General features: G+C 51.1%; 15 protein-coding genes. 3 read left to right on the plus strand and 12 right to left on the minus strand.

What is annotated here, in order from left to right; all coding sequences use genetic code 11:
- Positions 1 to 197 precede the first annotated feature (197 nt).
- The gene (locus WKS99_RS03140) at positions 198 to 1,529 is read left to right on the plus strand and encodes an MATE family efflux transporter (protein ID WP_340405308.1); all 1,332 of its coding nucleotides are present in this window, start codon (positions 198 to 200) and stop codon (positions 1,527 to 1,529) included.
- A 68-nt stretch (positions 1,530 to 1,597) separates the two neighbouring features.
- Here the strand turns inward: WKS99_RS03140 and WKS99_RS03145 are convergent, their stop codons facing one another.
- From WKS99_RS03145 to WKS99_RS03165, 5 genes are all read right to left on the minus strand, one after another.
- Positions 1,598 to 1,837, minus strand: coding sequence for a hypothetical protein (locus tag WKS99_RS03145; protein ID WP_147571016.1), 240 nt, complete (start codon positions 1,835 to 1,837; stop codon positions 1,598 to 1,600).
- A 480-nt stretch (positions 1,838 to 2,317) separates the two neighbouring features.
- Complete coding sequence (locus WKS99_RS03150) at positions 2,318 to 2,497, minus strand: hypothetical protein (protein ID WP_147571018.1); 180 nt, start codon at positions 2,495 to 2,497, stop codon at positions 2,318 to 2,320.
- Between the two features lie 407 nt (positions 2,498 to 2,904).
- Positions 2,905 to 4,689 carry a sigma-54-dependent transcriptional regulator gene (locus tag WKS99_RS03155; protein ID WP_186852186.1) on the minus strand — a complete coding sequence of 595 codons (1,785 nt, stop codon included), beginning with the start codon at positions 4,687 to 4,689 and terminating at the stop codon, positions 2,905 to 2,907.
- A complete protein-coding gene (locus tag WKS99_RS03160) occupies positions 4,673 to 5,581 on the minus strand; it encodes a helix-turn-helix domain-containing protein (RefSeq protein ID WP_240286840.1) in 909 nt (302 codons plus the stop codon). Before WKS99_RS03160 ends, WKS99_RS03155 begins: the two co-directional genes overlap by 17 nt.
- Positions 5,582 to 5,709: 128 nt before the next feature.
- Positions 5,710 to 6,099: a hypothetical protein gene (locus tag WKS99_RS03165; protein WP_262669480.1), complete on the minus strand. Its 390-nt coding sequence runs from the start codon at positions 6,097 to 6,099 to the stop codon at positions 5,710 to 5,712.
- A gap of 267 nt (positions 6,100 to 6,366) precedes the next feature.
- On the opposite strand from WKS99_RS03165, the gene WKS99_RS03170 reads away from it, so the two are divergent.
- Positions 6,367 to 7,266 (plus strand): dihydrodipicolinate synthase family protein, encoded by a 900-nt coding sequence (locus WKS99_RS03170; protein WP_262669479.1) that lies wholly within the window; start codon positions 6,367 to 6,369, stop codon positions 7,264 to 7,266.
- Between the two features lie 17 nt (positions 7,267 to 7,283).
- Positions 7,284 to 8,810 carry a UxaA family hydrolase gene (locus tag WKS99_RS03175; protein ID WP_186852190.1) on the plus strand — a complete coding sequence of 509 codons (1,527 nt, stop codon included), beginning with the start codon at positions 7,284 to 7,286 and terminating at the stop codon, positions 8,808 to 8,810.
- Between the two features lie 71 nt (positions 8,811 to 8,881).
- Here WKS99_RS03175 and WKS99_RS03180 read toward each other — a convergent pair whose 3' ends face one another.
- The 7 genes from WKS99_RS03180 to WKS99_RS03210 form a co-directional block, all read right to left on the minus strand.
- Positions 8,882 to 9,628 carry an HpcH/HpaI aldolase family protein gene (locus WKS99_RS03180; protein ID WP_340405309.1) on the minus strand — a complete coding sequence of 249 codons (747 nt, stop codon included), beginning with the start codon at positions 9,626 to 9,628 and terminating at the stop codon, positions 8,882 to 8,884.
- Positions 9,629 to 9,912: 284 nt separating this feature from the next.
- Entirely contained in the window at positions 9,913 to 10,944 is a 1,032-nt protein-coding gene (locus WKS99_RS03185; protein ID WP_340405310.1) for a Bug family tripartite tricarboxylate transporter substrate binding protein, read from the minus strand.
- A 29-nt stretch (positions 10,945 to 10,973) separates the two neighbouring features.
- Positions 10,974 to 12,494, minus strand: coding sequence for a tripartite tricarboxylate transporter permease (locus WKS99_RS03190; protein WP_186852191.1), 1,521 nt, complete (start codon positions 12,492 to 12,494; stop codon positions 10,974 to 10,976).
- 15 nt (positions 12,495 to 12,509) lie between these two features.
- Positions 12,510 to 13,034 (minus strand): tripartite tricarboxylate transporter TctB family protein, encoded by a 525-nt coding sequence (locus WKS99_RS03195; protein ID WP_186852192.1) that lies wholly within the window; start codon positions 13,032 to 13,034, stop codon positions 12,510 to 12,512.
- 38 nt (positions 13,035 to 13,072) lie between these two features.
- The gene (locus WKS99_RS03200) at positions 13,073 to 14,365 is read right to left on the minus strand and encodes a lactate racemase domain-containing protein (protein WP_186852193.1); all 1,293 of its coding nucleotides are present in this window, start codon (positions 14,363 to 14,365) and stop codon (positions 13,073 to 13,075) included.
- A gap of 24 nt (positions 14,366 to 14,389) precedes the next feature.
- The gene (locus tag WKS99_RS03205) at positions 14,390 to 15,139 is read right to left on the minus strand and encodes a hypothetical protein (protein ID WP_340405311.1); all 750 of its coding nucleotides are present in this window, start codon (positions 15,137 to 15,139) and stop codon (positions 14,390 to 14,392) included.
- A complete protein-coding gene (locus WKS99_RS03210) occupies positions 15,136 to 16,125 on the minus strand; it encodes a hydroxyacid dehydrogenase (RefSeq protein WP_262669477.1) in 990 nt (329 codons plus the stop codon). Before WKS99_RS03210 ends, WKS99_RS03205 begins: the two co-directional genes overlap by 4 nt.
- Between the last annotated feature and the right edge of the window lie 7 nt (positions 16,126 to 16,132).

Below are 16,132 nucleotides of genomic sequence, written 5' to 3' on the forward strand. Positions count from 1 at the left end.
TCCCGTCCAGACTGGCCCCTTGAACCCCCCTTGACAAACCGCTTTTCTCTCGGTATAATCCTTTCGGTCACTCGGAGGGTACGCCATTCGACAGAAGAAATGGTACGCTGGATAAGGTGACGGGCTGAAATGCCCGTTGGCTTATCCGGCTTTTTTGTTGTCCTTCGGACCGATCTCACAACTGGGAGTGATCTTCTGTGGACCTGCTGACAGGAAATGTAAAAAAGCTCTATTTCCGGTATCTGGGCGCCGCCTTTGGCAGCGCCATCATCTCCTCCATCTATGGGCTGGTGGACACCGCCATGGTAGGCCAGTACCACGGCCCTCAGGGGGCGGCGGCAATGGCGGTGGTGGCCCCGGTGTGGAATATCATATACAGCCTGGGCCTGCTGGCTGGCATCGGCGGCTCCGTGCTGTTCAGCACAGCCCGCGGCCAGGGCCAGAGCAGGCGGGAGCAGGAATATTTTTCCGCCGCCCTGCTGGGCGTGTCCGGGCTGGCTATTATCAGCTGGCTGGTCATCTTCCTACTGGACGCCCCCCTTCTCACCCTGTTCGGGGCTGACCAGGCGCTGCTCCCCCTGGCCCAGGCCTATCTTCTTCCGGTCAAGTGGGTAGTGCCTGTCTTTCTGTTTAACCAGATGCTGGCCGCCTTTCTCCGAAATGACGGAGACCCCGGCCGGGCGGCGGCGGCCGTCCTGTCCGGGGGTATCTTCAACATCTTTGGGGACTACTTTTTTGTTTTTGCGCTGGATATGGGTATCTTTGGGGCCGGGCTGGCCACCGCTATCGGCTCGGTGATCTCCCTTTTGGTGGCCCTGACCCACTTCCTGTCCCCCAAAAACACGCTGCGCTTCCTGTGGCCCAGCCGCCTGCCCCAAAAGCTCCGCGCCATCCTGGTCACCGGCTTCTCCACCTTTTTCATCGACATCGCTATGGGCATCCTCACCACCCTGTTCAACCGGCAGATCATGTCCTGCCTGGGGACAGACGCCCTGGCGGTATACGGCATCATCGTCAACGTAAGCACCATTGTTCAGTGCTGCGCTTACAGCGTGGGCCAGTCCGCCCAGCCGATTCTGTCCATCAACTTCGGCGCCCACCAATGGGACCGCCTCCGCCAGACGCTCCGATATGCCCTGTGGGCCGCCGCCTTTTTCAGTCTGGCCTGGACCGCCCTGATCTGGGCGGCCCCCAATGGGTTTGTCCGTATCTTCATGGACGCCGGGCCGGATATCTACGCCATTGCCCCGGCCATCCTCCGGACCTACGGCCTGTCCTTCCTGCTCCTCCCGCTGAACATCTTTTCCACCTACTACTTCCAGTCCCTCCTGCGCCCCGCCGCCGCCTTCTTTGTGTCGGTGGCCCGGGGGCTGGTCATCAGCGGCGGGCTGATCCTCGCCCTCCCCGCCCTTCTGGGGCCGGAGGCGGTATGGCTGGCTATGCCGGTGACCGAGGGGGTAGTGGCCCTGGCGGTCGTCCTTCTGATCCGCCGGTACACCGGCGGCCTGGGGAGGGCGGAGGTGGGCTGACCCTCTCCCCGGCACAAGGGAGGCGGCCGCCCGATGGACAGCCGCCTGATGCCCTTTGCCCGTTCCCCTTAGTCCTGGGCGGGGGCGCTCCCCTTGTGCTCCGCCTGACACAGCTCTATGCAGGCATAAAATTGGGTGTGGAGCCTGTCGTACATCTGGTCCAGGTAGTCCCAGAGGGCATGAAATCCGCTGGACAGATCGCTGTCCTCCCGGTCCACCGCCAACGACATGACCCAGAGGGCGCAAATGCCGTCCCGCAGGCGGTTCATCGGGTCCTCCATCTCAAAGAGGACCTTATGCAGTTCCATCTGAAAACCTCCTTGTGTTTCCCCCGGAGGTGTGGTATCATAGATTTGCCAGACCTTCGGGGATGGTGTTTGTGGGGTGTTGGTGTGCTTGTCAGGTGGGCCAACACCCTATTTTATTTTCTCATAGACCTCACGAATCCCTTGACGAATCACATCCGCCTTTGTCATGCCGGTTTTCTGGCAACAGATCTCCAGCAACCGGATATCCTCGTCTGACATGCGGATTCTTGTTTCGTGATTCTTTGGCTCCGATGTCGGCCTTCCCCTTGGTGACAAATTTTTCGCCTCCTTTTTGTATCACCAAAATAATTTTAATATATGGTGACACAAAAGTCAAGTATTATTTTTTTGTTCTCCTATCTGCCTGCCATCGTGTCCTCCTTGTATTTTCCCTGGAGGTGTGGTATCATAGATTTACCAGACCTTCGGGAATGGTGTTTTAGGAACAGTCCGTGACTTTTTGAGGGTGGCGGGCTGTTTCTATTTTTCTTGGTAAAGTTCCTCATCCAGCTTTTCACGGAACCATTCTGTTCTTCCGATCCCCTTTTTTGCCAGCTTCTGGTCCAGCTGTTCCGCCTTTTCCCGGTCGACCATGAATACAAGCTGCTTCATGTTCTTCCGCCGCTCTCTGAAGTACTCTGCCCTGCTTTTATCAGCCACATATTCACCTCCTTTGTAGCTAACTACATTATATACTTGTAGTTAGCTACTTATCAAGAGTTTTTTTGCTGTGATCTTTTCTTCTATCTTCTTTTTGCCCCTTTTCATAATAGGTGCTGTCAGCAGGAGGCCCACGGCAGGTAGGGCATGACCGCCGGGCACGCCCAAAGCACGGTCCAGAGAGAGCGGCGCGCCGAGGTCGCCGCGCTCTACCCGCAAATCGTGACATTTCCCCTAAAAGGAGCTTATCATCATGAGGCCGTTTTGATCCGTTTTCCCTTTCCCACACAAAAAGCACCGTTCCGCAATTACGGAACGGTGCTTTTATAGATAAAATTACCTTTTGTATTCAAACTCCAGATCGTACATGGACACGATATCCCTAACAGCTTGATCACCAGTTCTCCTTAGTTCTTAAGCATTCTCCACAGCGTGGTTCGGCTGATTCCCAGCCTTTCCGCTGTTCGGCTCTGGTTTCCGTTCTCCCGCTCTAAAGTCCGCAACACAATGTCCCGATTGATCTCCTGCAATGTCCGGTTTAAATCCAAGGGCGCCTCAGTATCCTCCCCCCTGTCCCCTACCGGCACTACAGAGCCTTCCCGTTTCAGCACCTCCTCAACAGCTTCGGCGGTGATATAAGGCTGTTCAGTCATCATGGCCAGTTCTTTTACAATACGCTGGAACTGAGAATAATTTCGCGGCCAGTCGAATTTTTGCAGCTTTCGCATCGCCTCTGCCTCTATACCCGATACCTGCTTGGTCATAGTGGTATTCAGATGGCTGAGATACATATTGACAATGGCCGGAAACTTCTCGACTCGCTGACGCAGTGGGGGCAGATAGAGGGTAAGACAACTCAGCACCTCAACAAACTCTACCCCGGCGTCAGGCATTGCCTCGTCCTTTTTGCACACACAGGAGAATATGAGCCGGTTCATCTTATGCACGTTCATGGCAATAATGTTAGCCAATAGCTGCCCCCGCTGGTCCGAGGTGAGCACGTCTATATTTTTGATAAAAATGGTACATTCGCTCCTGGTCAATGGCGAATTATGGTGGTTCATCAAATAGCTCCACCCCTTTGTATTTAGCAGGAAGCAGTCTACCACCACCAGCGGCGAATCCCACCAGTCGCTCTGCAGGTACAGATAATTGACGGCCTGCTCTTTGCATGTCCCCTCCTCGCCAAATACCATAACAGGCTGGCTGGTACGGTTGATGTTTTGGATCGTATGATACAGATCTCTCAGCAGTCCTACCACTGAGTACAGGCTGCCCGAATACTGCTCTTCCACCTCAGATTGGCCCGAATAGCGGATGCCACGGCGGATATCCGACAGCGGCACCTGACTTTCGGAGAAATAGTAGGCGGTATAATGCTCATTGCCCACAGTTTCTCGGTGTGAGCGGATAGAATATTGAATATTGTCTATCTGCTTCAGGATGTGCTTCTGACTGTTTGTTTCGCCTCGAAGGCTTTCTTGACGCAGGTAGTCTATAATAGCAGTGCCGCTGTCCTCGATGGTGGAGAAAAACAGTTCCCCCTGGTCATTAAACACTACGGTTTGATTGATCTGATTCCAAATCAAGCTCCGCAAAAAACGGTTCTCTGCCCTGAGATTTCGGTAATTCCCGTACAGTTGAATCGTCTGGGTAAACGCCATACGCACTCCCTCTGCTCCAGAGGTAATAAGCACTACATCCAGTCCCAGCTGCATTGCCGTGGTGTGCGCTACCATATCACATAGGATGGCCTGGGTCCCCTTTTCTCGGATAGACTGTAAGACAGGCTCAACCTCCGCAGCGTTGCGAATAGTATAGATGTCGATTTGGTATTGCATCACCTCACACAGCAGCCTTGCGCTTGTGGTCACATTGGGAAAACCTACAATCGCATAGTGGTCTGATACCTGCTCCGCCAACTGCATTGCCCGGAGCAGGTCGAAGGGCAGGATCGGAATCTCAATAACCGGAAGGTCCAGCCGTTCTCGAAGCATGGTAGCGGTCCCGCCCCGGGAGATAATGACATCATAATCGTTATAGAAATTCCGGCGGGCCATCTCTACCCCCTTCTGCAGATCTCCTACATAAACTGTCAAGTCGATGTCCTGATACTCCTTGGAAACCTCCAACATTAAGGGGCGCATCTCCGAATAAGGGGCTATGCCCAGCAGTCTAATTTTCTGTTCCATCGACGATCCTTTCTGATGGTTCCGATCCAATACCATTACGTAAGGGGATCTCAAATTCTCCCTCCGGCGTATTTTGGTTATAGATCACATTTACAGGGCGGTCCGACTTCACCCGATCAATATACTCTGAAGGAGGAATCCCAGTCATTTGTTTAAACAGGCGACTAAAGTAATGGATACTCTGATAACTCAGTTTTTCAGCGATCTGGCTCACATTTAATTCTGAGTAAAGCATCAGTTCCTTGGCCCTCTCAATCTTGCGGTGGTTGATATATCGGTTTGGCGGCACTCCCACTCGTTCCCGGAAAATTAGCCGGAAATAGTTTGCACTATATCCACATCTGGCTGCCAAATCCTTCACCCATAGCGGACTGTCAATATTCTCTTCAATCATCTGGAGGATCTTCCGCATTTCCGGATCTTCTCGCTGGGCAGCTAGATCATACAGCTGCCAGTTCTCCATCTCCTTGTGTTCCCATCTCATCAAGGAAATAAGCAGTTCATATAAGCGCAGACTAATTACTTCGTCATAATCCTGATTCTGGTTGATCGCTTCCTCAAAAATATCTCGCACCATGCTCCCTACAGGCTCCACTGTGGACGCGAAGAATAGTGGTAACTTTTTCACCCGCTCTTCCAACTCCCTAGAGCAGGTAAATTTCAAATCCAGGCAGCAGGAAGTGTCCAGGCTCGTGATAGAGTGGCATATCTCTGGTGGAACCAGAACCAGGCTTCGTGGTCCGGTTTCAAATCGTTCCTGCCCAACCCGCACACAAGTGTGTCCGCTCAGACAATATATATAATGAAAAAAGTTGTGCCTATGGGGCTCGATATACTGCCCTGCCATCTTTTTGTTTTTTACCACTCGGTGAACTGACACATCGTTGCGCATAAAATTACTCCCATAGGTCTTTCTACTGATCATACACTCTTAAAACATTTGCTTGTCTCCCCAAGGATCCGCAAGTCTGCAACAGAAATATTCAAGCCATTCCTGACCGCTGTAATATTTCTTCTTATTCACTCTTGGATCCCAGAGATCTCCTCAGGCCGGATATTGGTTACCTGGCCATAGATACACAGAGCATCCAGGAATCCTCCTTCATCATATCCAAACACATGCCACTCCAGCTCTGGAAAATGCATTATATCTCCCGGGCAGAGCCACTGTTGATGTTCTAAGCTGTCTGGCCCACTCCCCCATTTCACATATGCCCTCGCGCAGTCCAGCACTACTACAGACTCCTCCGCGTGGTTATGAGGGGCCATAGGGCCGCTGTCTGCGCAGTAACGGCAGTAACTTACAGTCATTTTCGCGCTGGCTATGGCGCTGTCTTTGCCTACGGCATTTTGTACTACCCGTCCTGGCAGACTAGTTCTGAAAATCTCATCTCTATGCTTAAAATCCATCTGTATTACCTCCTGATTTTTTTCATAGGCTTTTTTCTTGTGGCGGTGACATTACAGGAAATCATTATAGTCAATGCACGCTTTTATTGTATTTATCTTTTTCGCCTGTACCCGTATCCTTTTCAACTTTTCCATTTTCACTGGTACTAATCCTACCGTTCTGATAATAGATAGAGCGAAAAGTATAAATGAAAGAGTGCTTTATATCAATACTTTTCTCTTGTCTATCCTTATACTGGATACATCAAATATCAGGAGGTATTCCTTATGAGCAAGAAAGAGATTATCGGCGTCATTCCGCCGATCATTACTCCTATTGACGATCAGGAAAAGGTAGATGAAAAGGCTCTGCGGGCCCTAATTGACCACTGTATCAACAACGGTATCCATGGTATTTTTGTGTGTGGATCAAACGGCGAATGTATGGCTTTGACACAGGAACAGCGGGATCGAGCCATTCAAATCACCTTGGACCATTGTGCTGGCCGAGTACCTGTTATTGCCGGTTGTATGGACTCCAGTACCCAGCGCGCCATAGAAAATGTAAAGCGTTTTGAAGATATGGGTGGCCAGACTGCTGTGATTACTCCTGTGTTCTATGCCCGTCACGCAACACAAGATGAAACCGTCCAGCATTTTGAGCAAATCAGCCGCAACACCAGCGCAAATCTGATGATATACAACATCCCGCCTTTTACCGGTCAGTTGCTTACAGCAGATACCATCATCCAGTTATCTAAAATAGACAAGGTCATCGGTGTAAAAGACACATCTGGTAATTATCCTCTTTTTATCAAGCTGCTTAATCACTTTAAAGGTACAGATTTTCTAGTACACCAGGGCTCTACAAATCTGGCAGTCCCCAGTATGCTTATGGGAGCCGACGGGTATATCCCTTCTCTGGCCCCCCTGTTTCCAAAGGCTCACATCAAACTGTATGAATATGGAAAGGCCGGTAATATTTCGGAAGCCATGAAATGGGGCGCCATTGTAGATGAGATCTGTAAGCTTTACCCTATGGCGAAGAGTCAGACCGCTTCCACCAAGTACGCCATCAGCACCCTCGGCTTTGCCAGCGAACGGGTATGCCGCCCCACTGAACCTATCACTGTTGAGGAGCGAAAGCGCATCGATGCCCACATTGCCACGCTGAGGCAATATATGTAGAAACGGGGGTGAGTGACATGGCCGACAACTTCATCCTGATTCATCTGGATCCAGCCGACAATATAGCAGTGCTCCGTGCCGCAGCGGAGGCTGGCACTGTACTTACCCCAGATGGTCTGACCATCCGGCAGGACATCCCTATCGGGCATAAGGTGGCCATACGCCCCATCGCCCAAGGTGAGCCAATCTTAAAATACAATACAGTCATCGGCTATGCTTCCCAGAATATCTCTCCTGGAGATCATGTCCATAACCACAACATCCGTTTTGATACCATCAAAGAAGTCTACCATTACTGTGCTGATTACACCCCAGTCCCCATTCTACCGGCCCAGGAACAGCGTACTTTTCTGGGCTATGTGCGGCCTAACGGGCTAGTCGGCACACGGAACTGTATTGCTGTCACCGTATGTAGCAATTGTGCCGCAACCGTGGCCAGAAAAATTGCCAACCACTTTACCCCAGAGATATTGTCCGCTTATCCCAATGTAGACGCCGTGGTTCCCCTCATCACATCTTCCGGTTGCGGTCTGGAGAAGTCCGGTGACCCCATGATCTATTTGCGCCGGGTACTGGGCGGCCTTATCAAGAACCCCAATATAGCAGGTGCCCTTGTATGTGCCCTGGGCTGTGAGTCTAACAATATCGACAACTTTTTTCAGGAAGCAGGTCTAGTCCCCAGTCCCACACTGGGTCGCTTGGTAATCCAAGAGGAGGGCGGCTCCCGAAAATCAGTGGAAAAGGGCATCTCTATGGTAGAGGCCATGCTTTCCCTCGCCAATCATTCTGTTCGCCAGGAGGTACCTGTTTCTCATCTGAAGGTCGGACTGGAATGTGGCGGCTCCGACTCTTTCTCTGGTTCCTCAGCCAATCCAGCGCTGGGCAAGGCAATCGATCTTCTGATCCAGAACGGCGGTACCGCAGTCCTCACAGAACCCACCGAGCTACTCGGTGTGGAAGGAGCACTGGTCCGACGCGCCAGATCTCCCCAGGTAGCGCAAAAGCTCATCGACATCATGCGGTGGTGGCTGGACTACTGCCGTGGAAAGGACTCTCAAATCTATGGCAAAGTTACCCCCGGCAATAATGCTGGCGGCATCACCAATGTCCTGGAAAAAGCTCTTGGAAGCGCGAAAAAAGGCGGGAGCACCCCACTCAACGATGTAGTTGGCTATGCGGAACCTGTTACCACTCCCGGCCTTAACATCATGAACTCTCCTTCTTATGATCCGGTATCCGCTGCAGCCATGTTTTCCGGCGGCTGCAATCTTTGCGCTTTTACCACTGGCCGGGGCTCCTGCTATGGCAGCCAGCACTTCCCCACTCTAAAGATTTCTTCCAATACCCCCCTCTATCTCCGCCAAAAGGATGATATTGACCTCAATGCCGGCGCTGTTATCGATGGGGAAAAAACTTTGGAGCAGATGGGGCAGGAAATTTTCGATGCTCTCATCGAAGTGGCCTCTGGGAGGCGAACTAAAAGCGAGCTGTTCGGAATGGGTGGCGATGAGTTTATCGTTTGGTGGCTTGGCATCACCGCTTAACTCAGTCCCAGCATATAGAATGCCAAACCTGCTGGAAGGGGAAATCGGCCAAGCCGGTTTCCCCCATTTTATCAATCCAGACTTCTGGAAATGTCCCTCATCTCTTTCCCCTGGCCATTCCAGAACTCCCGCAGCTTTGCCATCTGATCTCCAAGGCTGAAATGCCGGACGCCCAAGTCGATGTAATACTGGGCCTCTGCGGGCGAATTGATCTCACATCTCGGCTGAACACCATGCCGCAAGGCCGCTGAGATGACCTGTCGTTCAGCCTGCTTAAACTCCTGTGTATGATCCGCTCGATTCCAGCCACGGCTCATGCAGTAGTCCGCCGGGCCAAATTGCACCATATCTACGCCTGGGATATCGCAGATCTCCTCAATCCGTTCCACAGACTCCCGCTTTTCGATCATGAAGCATAGTACAATATCGTTAAGCCGTTGAATATGCTCCAACTGGGATACTCCATTCGGGCTGCTGATGAATCGCCGGTTTGGACATCCATATACGCCATCTGTGCCTTCTACCAACGGACGGATGGCTCTGACAGAAGCATACACATCCTCCGGAGTCCGGCAATCAGCAAAATTGACCCCTTGGAATCCAGAGGCTACCGCCTTTTGTGACACATAAAATCGATTTTGAAAATCCACCTTTATCATAGTGCCCATTTCATACAGTTCAGCTGCCCGGGCCATGTTCTCCAGATCCATCTGTGTGAATGGAGCGTATTCCGCTACAAATTCCATGTAGTCAAAGTTTCCGCAGGCACCTAAAGTTTCGGTGAAGATCGGCCAAGTGGACCACATACGAGTACTCACCGATGTCTTTCCTTCCTGTAAGATCCTGCGCAGTTTGTTTTCTCTCATCATTTCTTTTCCTCTTTCCCATAGAACGCAAGACATGTAAGCATACTACTATTACAGCGGGCCTGCCAGCGGTAAAACCATGCGGCTGTGTCTCGCTCATTCATATCCCCAATGGCATTTTTACCATAGCTGACAGCACTGGGATGATATCTAACCGACCAGGTGTTCAATCACTTTTATACAGGAGGGGCCCCCGCTTTGGCGGGGGCCCCTGTTGTTTATTCGACGGCCTCGAATCACAGGAAGGGCACAAAGCTTTGGAACAGGTCACGCTGCTCCTTCAAATTCGCAAGGGTTTCCTCCACGTTAAGTACAAAGGGATTCTGGAAGCAGTAATCATTCACCATTTGTTTCCAATCGTCCGTAGCGGTAACGTCTAGGATGGCGGCATTCATAGCCTCAACAATTTCAGCAGGAGTCCCCTTAGGCGCCAGAAGAACATACTCCGTATCTAGCTTCAGCTCAGGGATCAACTCGCTGGCCGCAGGCTGATCTGGGATCAGGTCAGGGGCCTTGGAAAGTACGGTGCATAGGCTCTTCAGCTGACCGTTCTCAATATAGTCAGCCGCAGTGGAATAGGGCAGGGAGGTAGCGTCGATCTCGCCGCCCAACAGAGCAGTCAGACGAGTGGCGCCATCGCCTGCGTCAATAATATTGAATTGAGCGCCACCCAGGTTGGCCAGAACACAGGACAGAATGTATACGCCACCGCCGGTAGAGATGCCCAACTTGATCTGCCCAGGATTGGCCTTGGTGGCTTCGATCAGTTCCTCCAAGGTATTATAGGGGGAATCCGCGGGAACAACGATATTCTCACCGGACTGCATTCCATACACCGCTACTGGCTCAAAAGCATCATAGCCGAAGTCCACCATGCCGGTCGCTTCGTTGCCGTTTAGCGCCGCAGTATTAGTGGCAATAAAGGTGTAGCCGTCGGTCTCTCCATCCTTATATTGCTGCATACAGGTAGCGCCGTTGGCGCCGGTCACGTTGGTGACGACCACAGACACGCCCAACTCACTTTCCAGCGCAGTGGCCAACTGACGCCCCATATAGTCAGTATCACCACCGGCTCCGTGGGTCATATAGATGTTGATCGTCTTGTCGGGCCAACCCTCCGCAGCATTGGAATCGCTGGGAGCATTTGAAGTAGAGGCGCTGGTAGTGCTCTTGTCATCCCCCGAAGAGGGTGTTCCAGGATTGGCGCAGCCGGTAGCCATAACCAGCACCATAGCTGCACTCAGCATCAGAGAGATCATTCTTTTCATCTTGTTCTTCCTTTCTTTTTGGCTTTTATTTATTCATCACCGCTGGCAGCCATCTTGATAGCCTCAGCTTCTTCTGCACGTTTCGCGTCTTTCAGGTTCGCACGGGCAGAGAAGATGACCACCAAGACCGTCGCAATGATCAATACACAGAAAATCGGATGATTCCAGAAGGGATCGCTAGAGGCCAGCTGAGATACGCGGCGCAGGTTCTGCTCAAAGGTCGGGCCTAAAATAAATCCAAGGATCATAGGGACCGTTGGGATCTTGGCCTTTACGAGCAAATAGGACATCAGGCCAAATAAAACCATGGCATAGGTATCAAAGAGCATATTGGCGTTTCCGATAGCGCCAATGGCGCATAGCACTACAACCACCGGAAGCAAATAATTCTTGGGTACTTTTAATACAGATATGAAAAATCGCATACCCAGCATCATGAACACCAGCATAAAAATCGCGGCTAATACCATAGCAAAGAAGATCGCATAGACCACCACGCCGTTCTTCTCATAGATCAGGGGCCCTGGCGCCACATTATGCACCTGGAGTCCACCTAGTAACATTGCGGTAACAGCATCGCCGGGAATACCCAGGGAAAGGAGAGGGATCATAGCGCCGCCTATCGTTCCATTATTGGCGGTCTCAGAGGCTACCACGCCATCCATGATACCTGTCCCGTACAGTTCGCGGCGTTTAGAGGTGTTCTTGGATACAGTATAGGAGATCATACAAGACACACCGCCACCGATGCCTGGCAGAATTCCAATGCCGACACCAATCAGCGCGGATACAATGGCGTTTGGAATATTACTCACAAACTCCTTCATAGAGAAGCCAACGCCCCTGATCTTTACGTCCTGTCGAATGGTGTAATCCTGTTTTTGGCGCACTGTTTCGGCATAGGCCATGACCTCGGAAATGGCAAACAGACCGATTAACAGAACTACAAGGGCAAAACCGTTGTTCAACTGATACATACCGAAGGTAAACCTAGGCTTGGAGTCAATGGGCGAAAGGCCAACTGTAGCCAGCAAAGCCCCCAGCACAGCGGAAATCAGGCCCTTCGGCATATCATGTCCTGTAAGGGCGACAACCATGGACAGGGAGAAAACAGCCAGGGCACAATACTCATATGCCTGGAACTTAAGCGCAAAGTCACACAGCACAGGAGCCAGTACCACAAGCAGGCCAATGCCAATGACGGTTCCAATAAATGAGAACACCACACCGGTGCCTAGCGCTTTGCCTGCCTCGCCCTTGTCTGCCATTGGTTTTCCATCAAAACAGGTGGCTACAGAGGAAGGTGTACCGGGAATATTCAACAGAATAGCGGAAATCAAGCCGCCGGAAATACCGCCAATGTAAAGTGCCATCAGCATCGAAATACCTTCCGAGGCTGTCATTGAGTAAGTGACCGGCAGGAACATAACAATAGCCATGGTGGCGGTCAAGCCTGGGATGGAACCAAAGATGATACCCACCACTGTACCTATGGCTATTAGAGCAATAGTCATGGGCTGAAGGACTTCCATTAAGCCTTGAACAATCATTCTTTTAGCCCTCCTTTACAGTCCGAATATACTCAGGAGTCCAATGGGAAGTAGGACATTCAGCATGTATCTGAAGATATAGAACAGGAGACAGCCTGTAATAATAGCTGTAATCGCTGCGGGCAGCACATTCTTTTTCCGATGTTCGCCCGGAGTAAGCACCAGGATCTGTACAAATACATACAGGATTGTAGTAGGTACAAACCCAATGGGCCCCATTAATCCCACATACAGGCCCAGAGCCACGAAACTGACCACAACCTCTCGCTTCTCGACCAATGCTGCTATCATAGAATTTTTTTGCGTCACACCGCCTTCGGCCTTATAGGCTTTGCGCTTCTTCATCCCTCTTACAATCAGCCACAGACTCAACACCAGCATGGCCCCACCCCATAGATAAGGCACAAAGTGGTTAGTCAAGGGAGTGGCTCCCAGGCCGGTGAAAGTGGGGATCCCAGGGATATTGAGCAAATACCATATCGAGAAAATAAAAATTACCGTACCGGGGATAATATCCAGCCTATACTTGCTGTTTTTCATATACCCTTTTCTCTTCCTTTCTGATCAATCTATCCTGTTTATATCAAATCCAGCAAGTTGCCCTTCTGGTCAAAACGCAGGGGTCTCGCTTCTTCTAATATCTCAATATCTTCTCTGCCTCTCATCTGCTCCAGAAGCGTTTCAGAAATCATGATCGTTTCCAGGGACAGCGTGTTTTTGATATAAACCATCCGAACATGATTCTTGTCCGCTTTTGTCAGCGTACGTACCGCGACTTGAAGTGCCATTTTGTCGTCCTCCAACACCATCGGAATCTTTCCCACACCTAGCACAGTCGAGGTGATCATGTTGAAATAGGTGGCATTGGTATCTAGCTTTTCAAACACGCGCTTTGTCGTCGTGTCCGCATTTCCAAGTCCAATATAGCTGCCGTGACTTTCGGGGGAGATGTCCAATACTACTACCCTCTCTTTTTTAATACCGCCAGTAGCATAAGGCGTCCCAAAAGTCCCTGTCACATTAGGATCCATGCCGCTGCCTGAAAAATTTTTCCCAATCTCTCTCACCAGCAGCACGTCCGTTTCCGGCATTAGAAGCCGGGGAAGGCGGCTTTTAGCAAAAAGCAGCAGTTCGGGCTCTTTGTCAAAGATTTCCTCCGCGGGAAGGACCTCGATCCGGCAGGTCTGATCAAATTCATTTTCGATAGTACCTACGCCAAAAATTATATTGGTGTGATCAAAAATCACCTTGGCATATTGTGGAAGCCGTTCCCCCATCCATTGAAATCCCGCCCGGTGCAGGGAGTCTGCTCCCTCACGTTTTCCCATACCAATGGCCATCATCTTGACCAGGCCTGACTCATAAGCTCCCCGGAATGCTGTATGGGCTTTGATCCGCCCCACAACGATGACTGCGTCCGCCTCATACGCAAAGCGATCCACTCGCACTTCATCGCCGTTGGAGAGAGAACCCACCTGCACAGTTTCCATACTGGAGAAGATGGGGCATCGACAGGCCTCCTCTGTAATTCCATAACTCTCTAGAATCTCCCGTTGTCCTTCCGCCGTAGCACCTCCGTGACTACCCATCGCTGGTATGATATAGGGATGAGCGCCTTGCGCCCTCACATAGTCAGCCAATTCCCTCAGGATCAGCGGCATATTGGCAATCTTTCTACTGCTGCCGGTGAGAACCACCCGCATTCCAGGCTTAATACGGGACCGCAAGTCCTCTCGATCCAGCTTTTCCATCAGATAGGCAGCAACATCCTCTATTCCATCTCTGGGGAATTTTTGTCTAATCATGGCCATTCGCGGCAATTCTACATCTGCTAGCACCGCACGAAGACCAGATTGTTCTTTAATTTCCATCGTATTTTCCTTTCCAACGGCAAGTCACATCTCTTCCCTCTTGTGCAAGCGAACCAACTGAAGCGCCCACCCCAGCTCTGGAAGAGGGTTATACGTTATGCTGCGCTCCGTGATAGGCATCAAAGGATTGATCCGATATCCGAGGAATCGCCCCCGCAGAATCAGTTCCAGTCTGTCCCCTTTTATGCAAAGAAATAGGCCATTGGCCGCCATAGATCCAATCTGTTTAATCAGCTTCTTTTCCTGTTTGGGCAGTTCCGGCATTTCCTCTCCCTCTATCCAAAGGGGGACAAATTGAATCCCCGGATAGGTTATCCTGATATAGCACCCACTGAGCATAGCGTTCAAGCCATTTTCCACAACAGGAAACGTCACATCTGCCAACTCCACCTGGATGTCTCCCATTTGGCCCCGGACTAGCTCTCGGCTCAAAAAAGCTCGTCCGCTACCAGAGCAGCCCAAACCGCCCGACAGAACCGCGGCCTGGTCCACGCCGTCTTTAGGGCTGTACTCAAATTGGTCCAAGCAGGCGCAGACAGCATAGGTCAAGATGGCCCCACGGACACACCCAATATATCGGCGGTTCAGCGGCCTGACCAGCAGCAGGTAGACAGCCAGCAGAATACCTGCCACCATATAGCCCATCGGCCCGATCCCTACCAAGAAAAGCGCAACTCCCGCAATGAGAAGAGCCAGAAAGTACAGCAGATTTGCCGCCATCATGATCAGCCGTTTTCGGCTCAAATTCTTTATAGCTGTTTCTATGGGACTCATACCTGGGCCCAATCTTTGCCTGCCCATCTGGGATGGTCATATGCTGCTTTGTCTGCTACATACGGCCATTTCTCCCCTCGGCATACTGCCAGACACCCCTTAACGCACATCTGCGCCATCTTAATGACTGCCTCCCGGGTCTGGGCGGCTGAGTGGGGGCTGAGGACCAAGTTTGGACAGGTAAGCAGTGGATCATCTGCCCTGGGTGGTTCACTACAGAACACATCGGTACCTGCCCCAGCGATAACACCTTCTTTTAAAGCTTCCACTAAGTCAGACTCATTGACGATCCCTCCCCGGCTACAATTAATAAGTAGAGCTGTCGGCTTCATCATAGACAGTTGTCTCTTAGAAATCATGCCTCGGGTCTCCTCTGTAAGAGGGACATGGATAGTAACTACGTCGCTGATCTTCAGCAGATCTTCGTAATTTTCATAGTAGTCAGCTCCCAAAGCCTCAATCTTTTCTTGTTCCAGGAAAGGGTCATAACCGGCCAGTTTCATGCCGCAGCCCCGGCATATCTTGGCAGTTTCCCGGCCAATGGCGCCTAACCCAATTACGCCAACTGTTTTTCCTTCCAACTCAAAAGCCTTCTTGGCCCCACGAATCTCCCAGTTACCCGTGCACATTTCGTTTTGCCCCTCTATTAAATTTTTAGACAGGGCAAATATCATGGCTACAGTATGTTCGGCTACACTTCGGTTGTTTGCCCCCGGAGTAATTACAACCGGGATGCCCTTTGCGGTCGCAGCTGCTATATCTACTGTGTCATAGCCCACTCCGGTCCTGCCGATAACCTTCAGGTTGGGGCTATGCTCAATAGCATGTCCATCACATTTGGCGATTCTGACAATAAGTGCATCCGCATCCCGCATTTGGTCCAAATAGTTATTAGGGTCCTGGTCATCTGCCACATAGATGTCAGCTGTATCCTTCAGCAGCTCCATCCCCTCTGGACAAACAGCCTGGGTCATAACGAATTTCATAGGGTCC

The sequence above is a fragment of the Flintibacter sp. HCN-6482 genome (genome assembly GCF_037892565.1).
GTDB classification, from domain to species: Bacteria; Bacillota; Clostridia; order Oscillospirales; family Oscillospiraceae; genus Lawsonibacter; species Lawsonibacter aceti.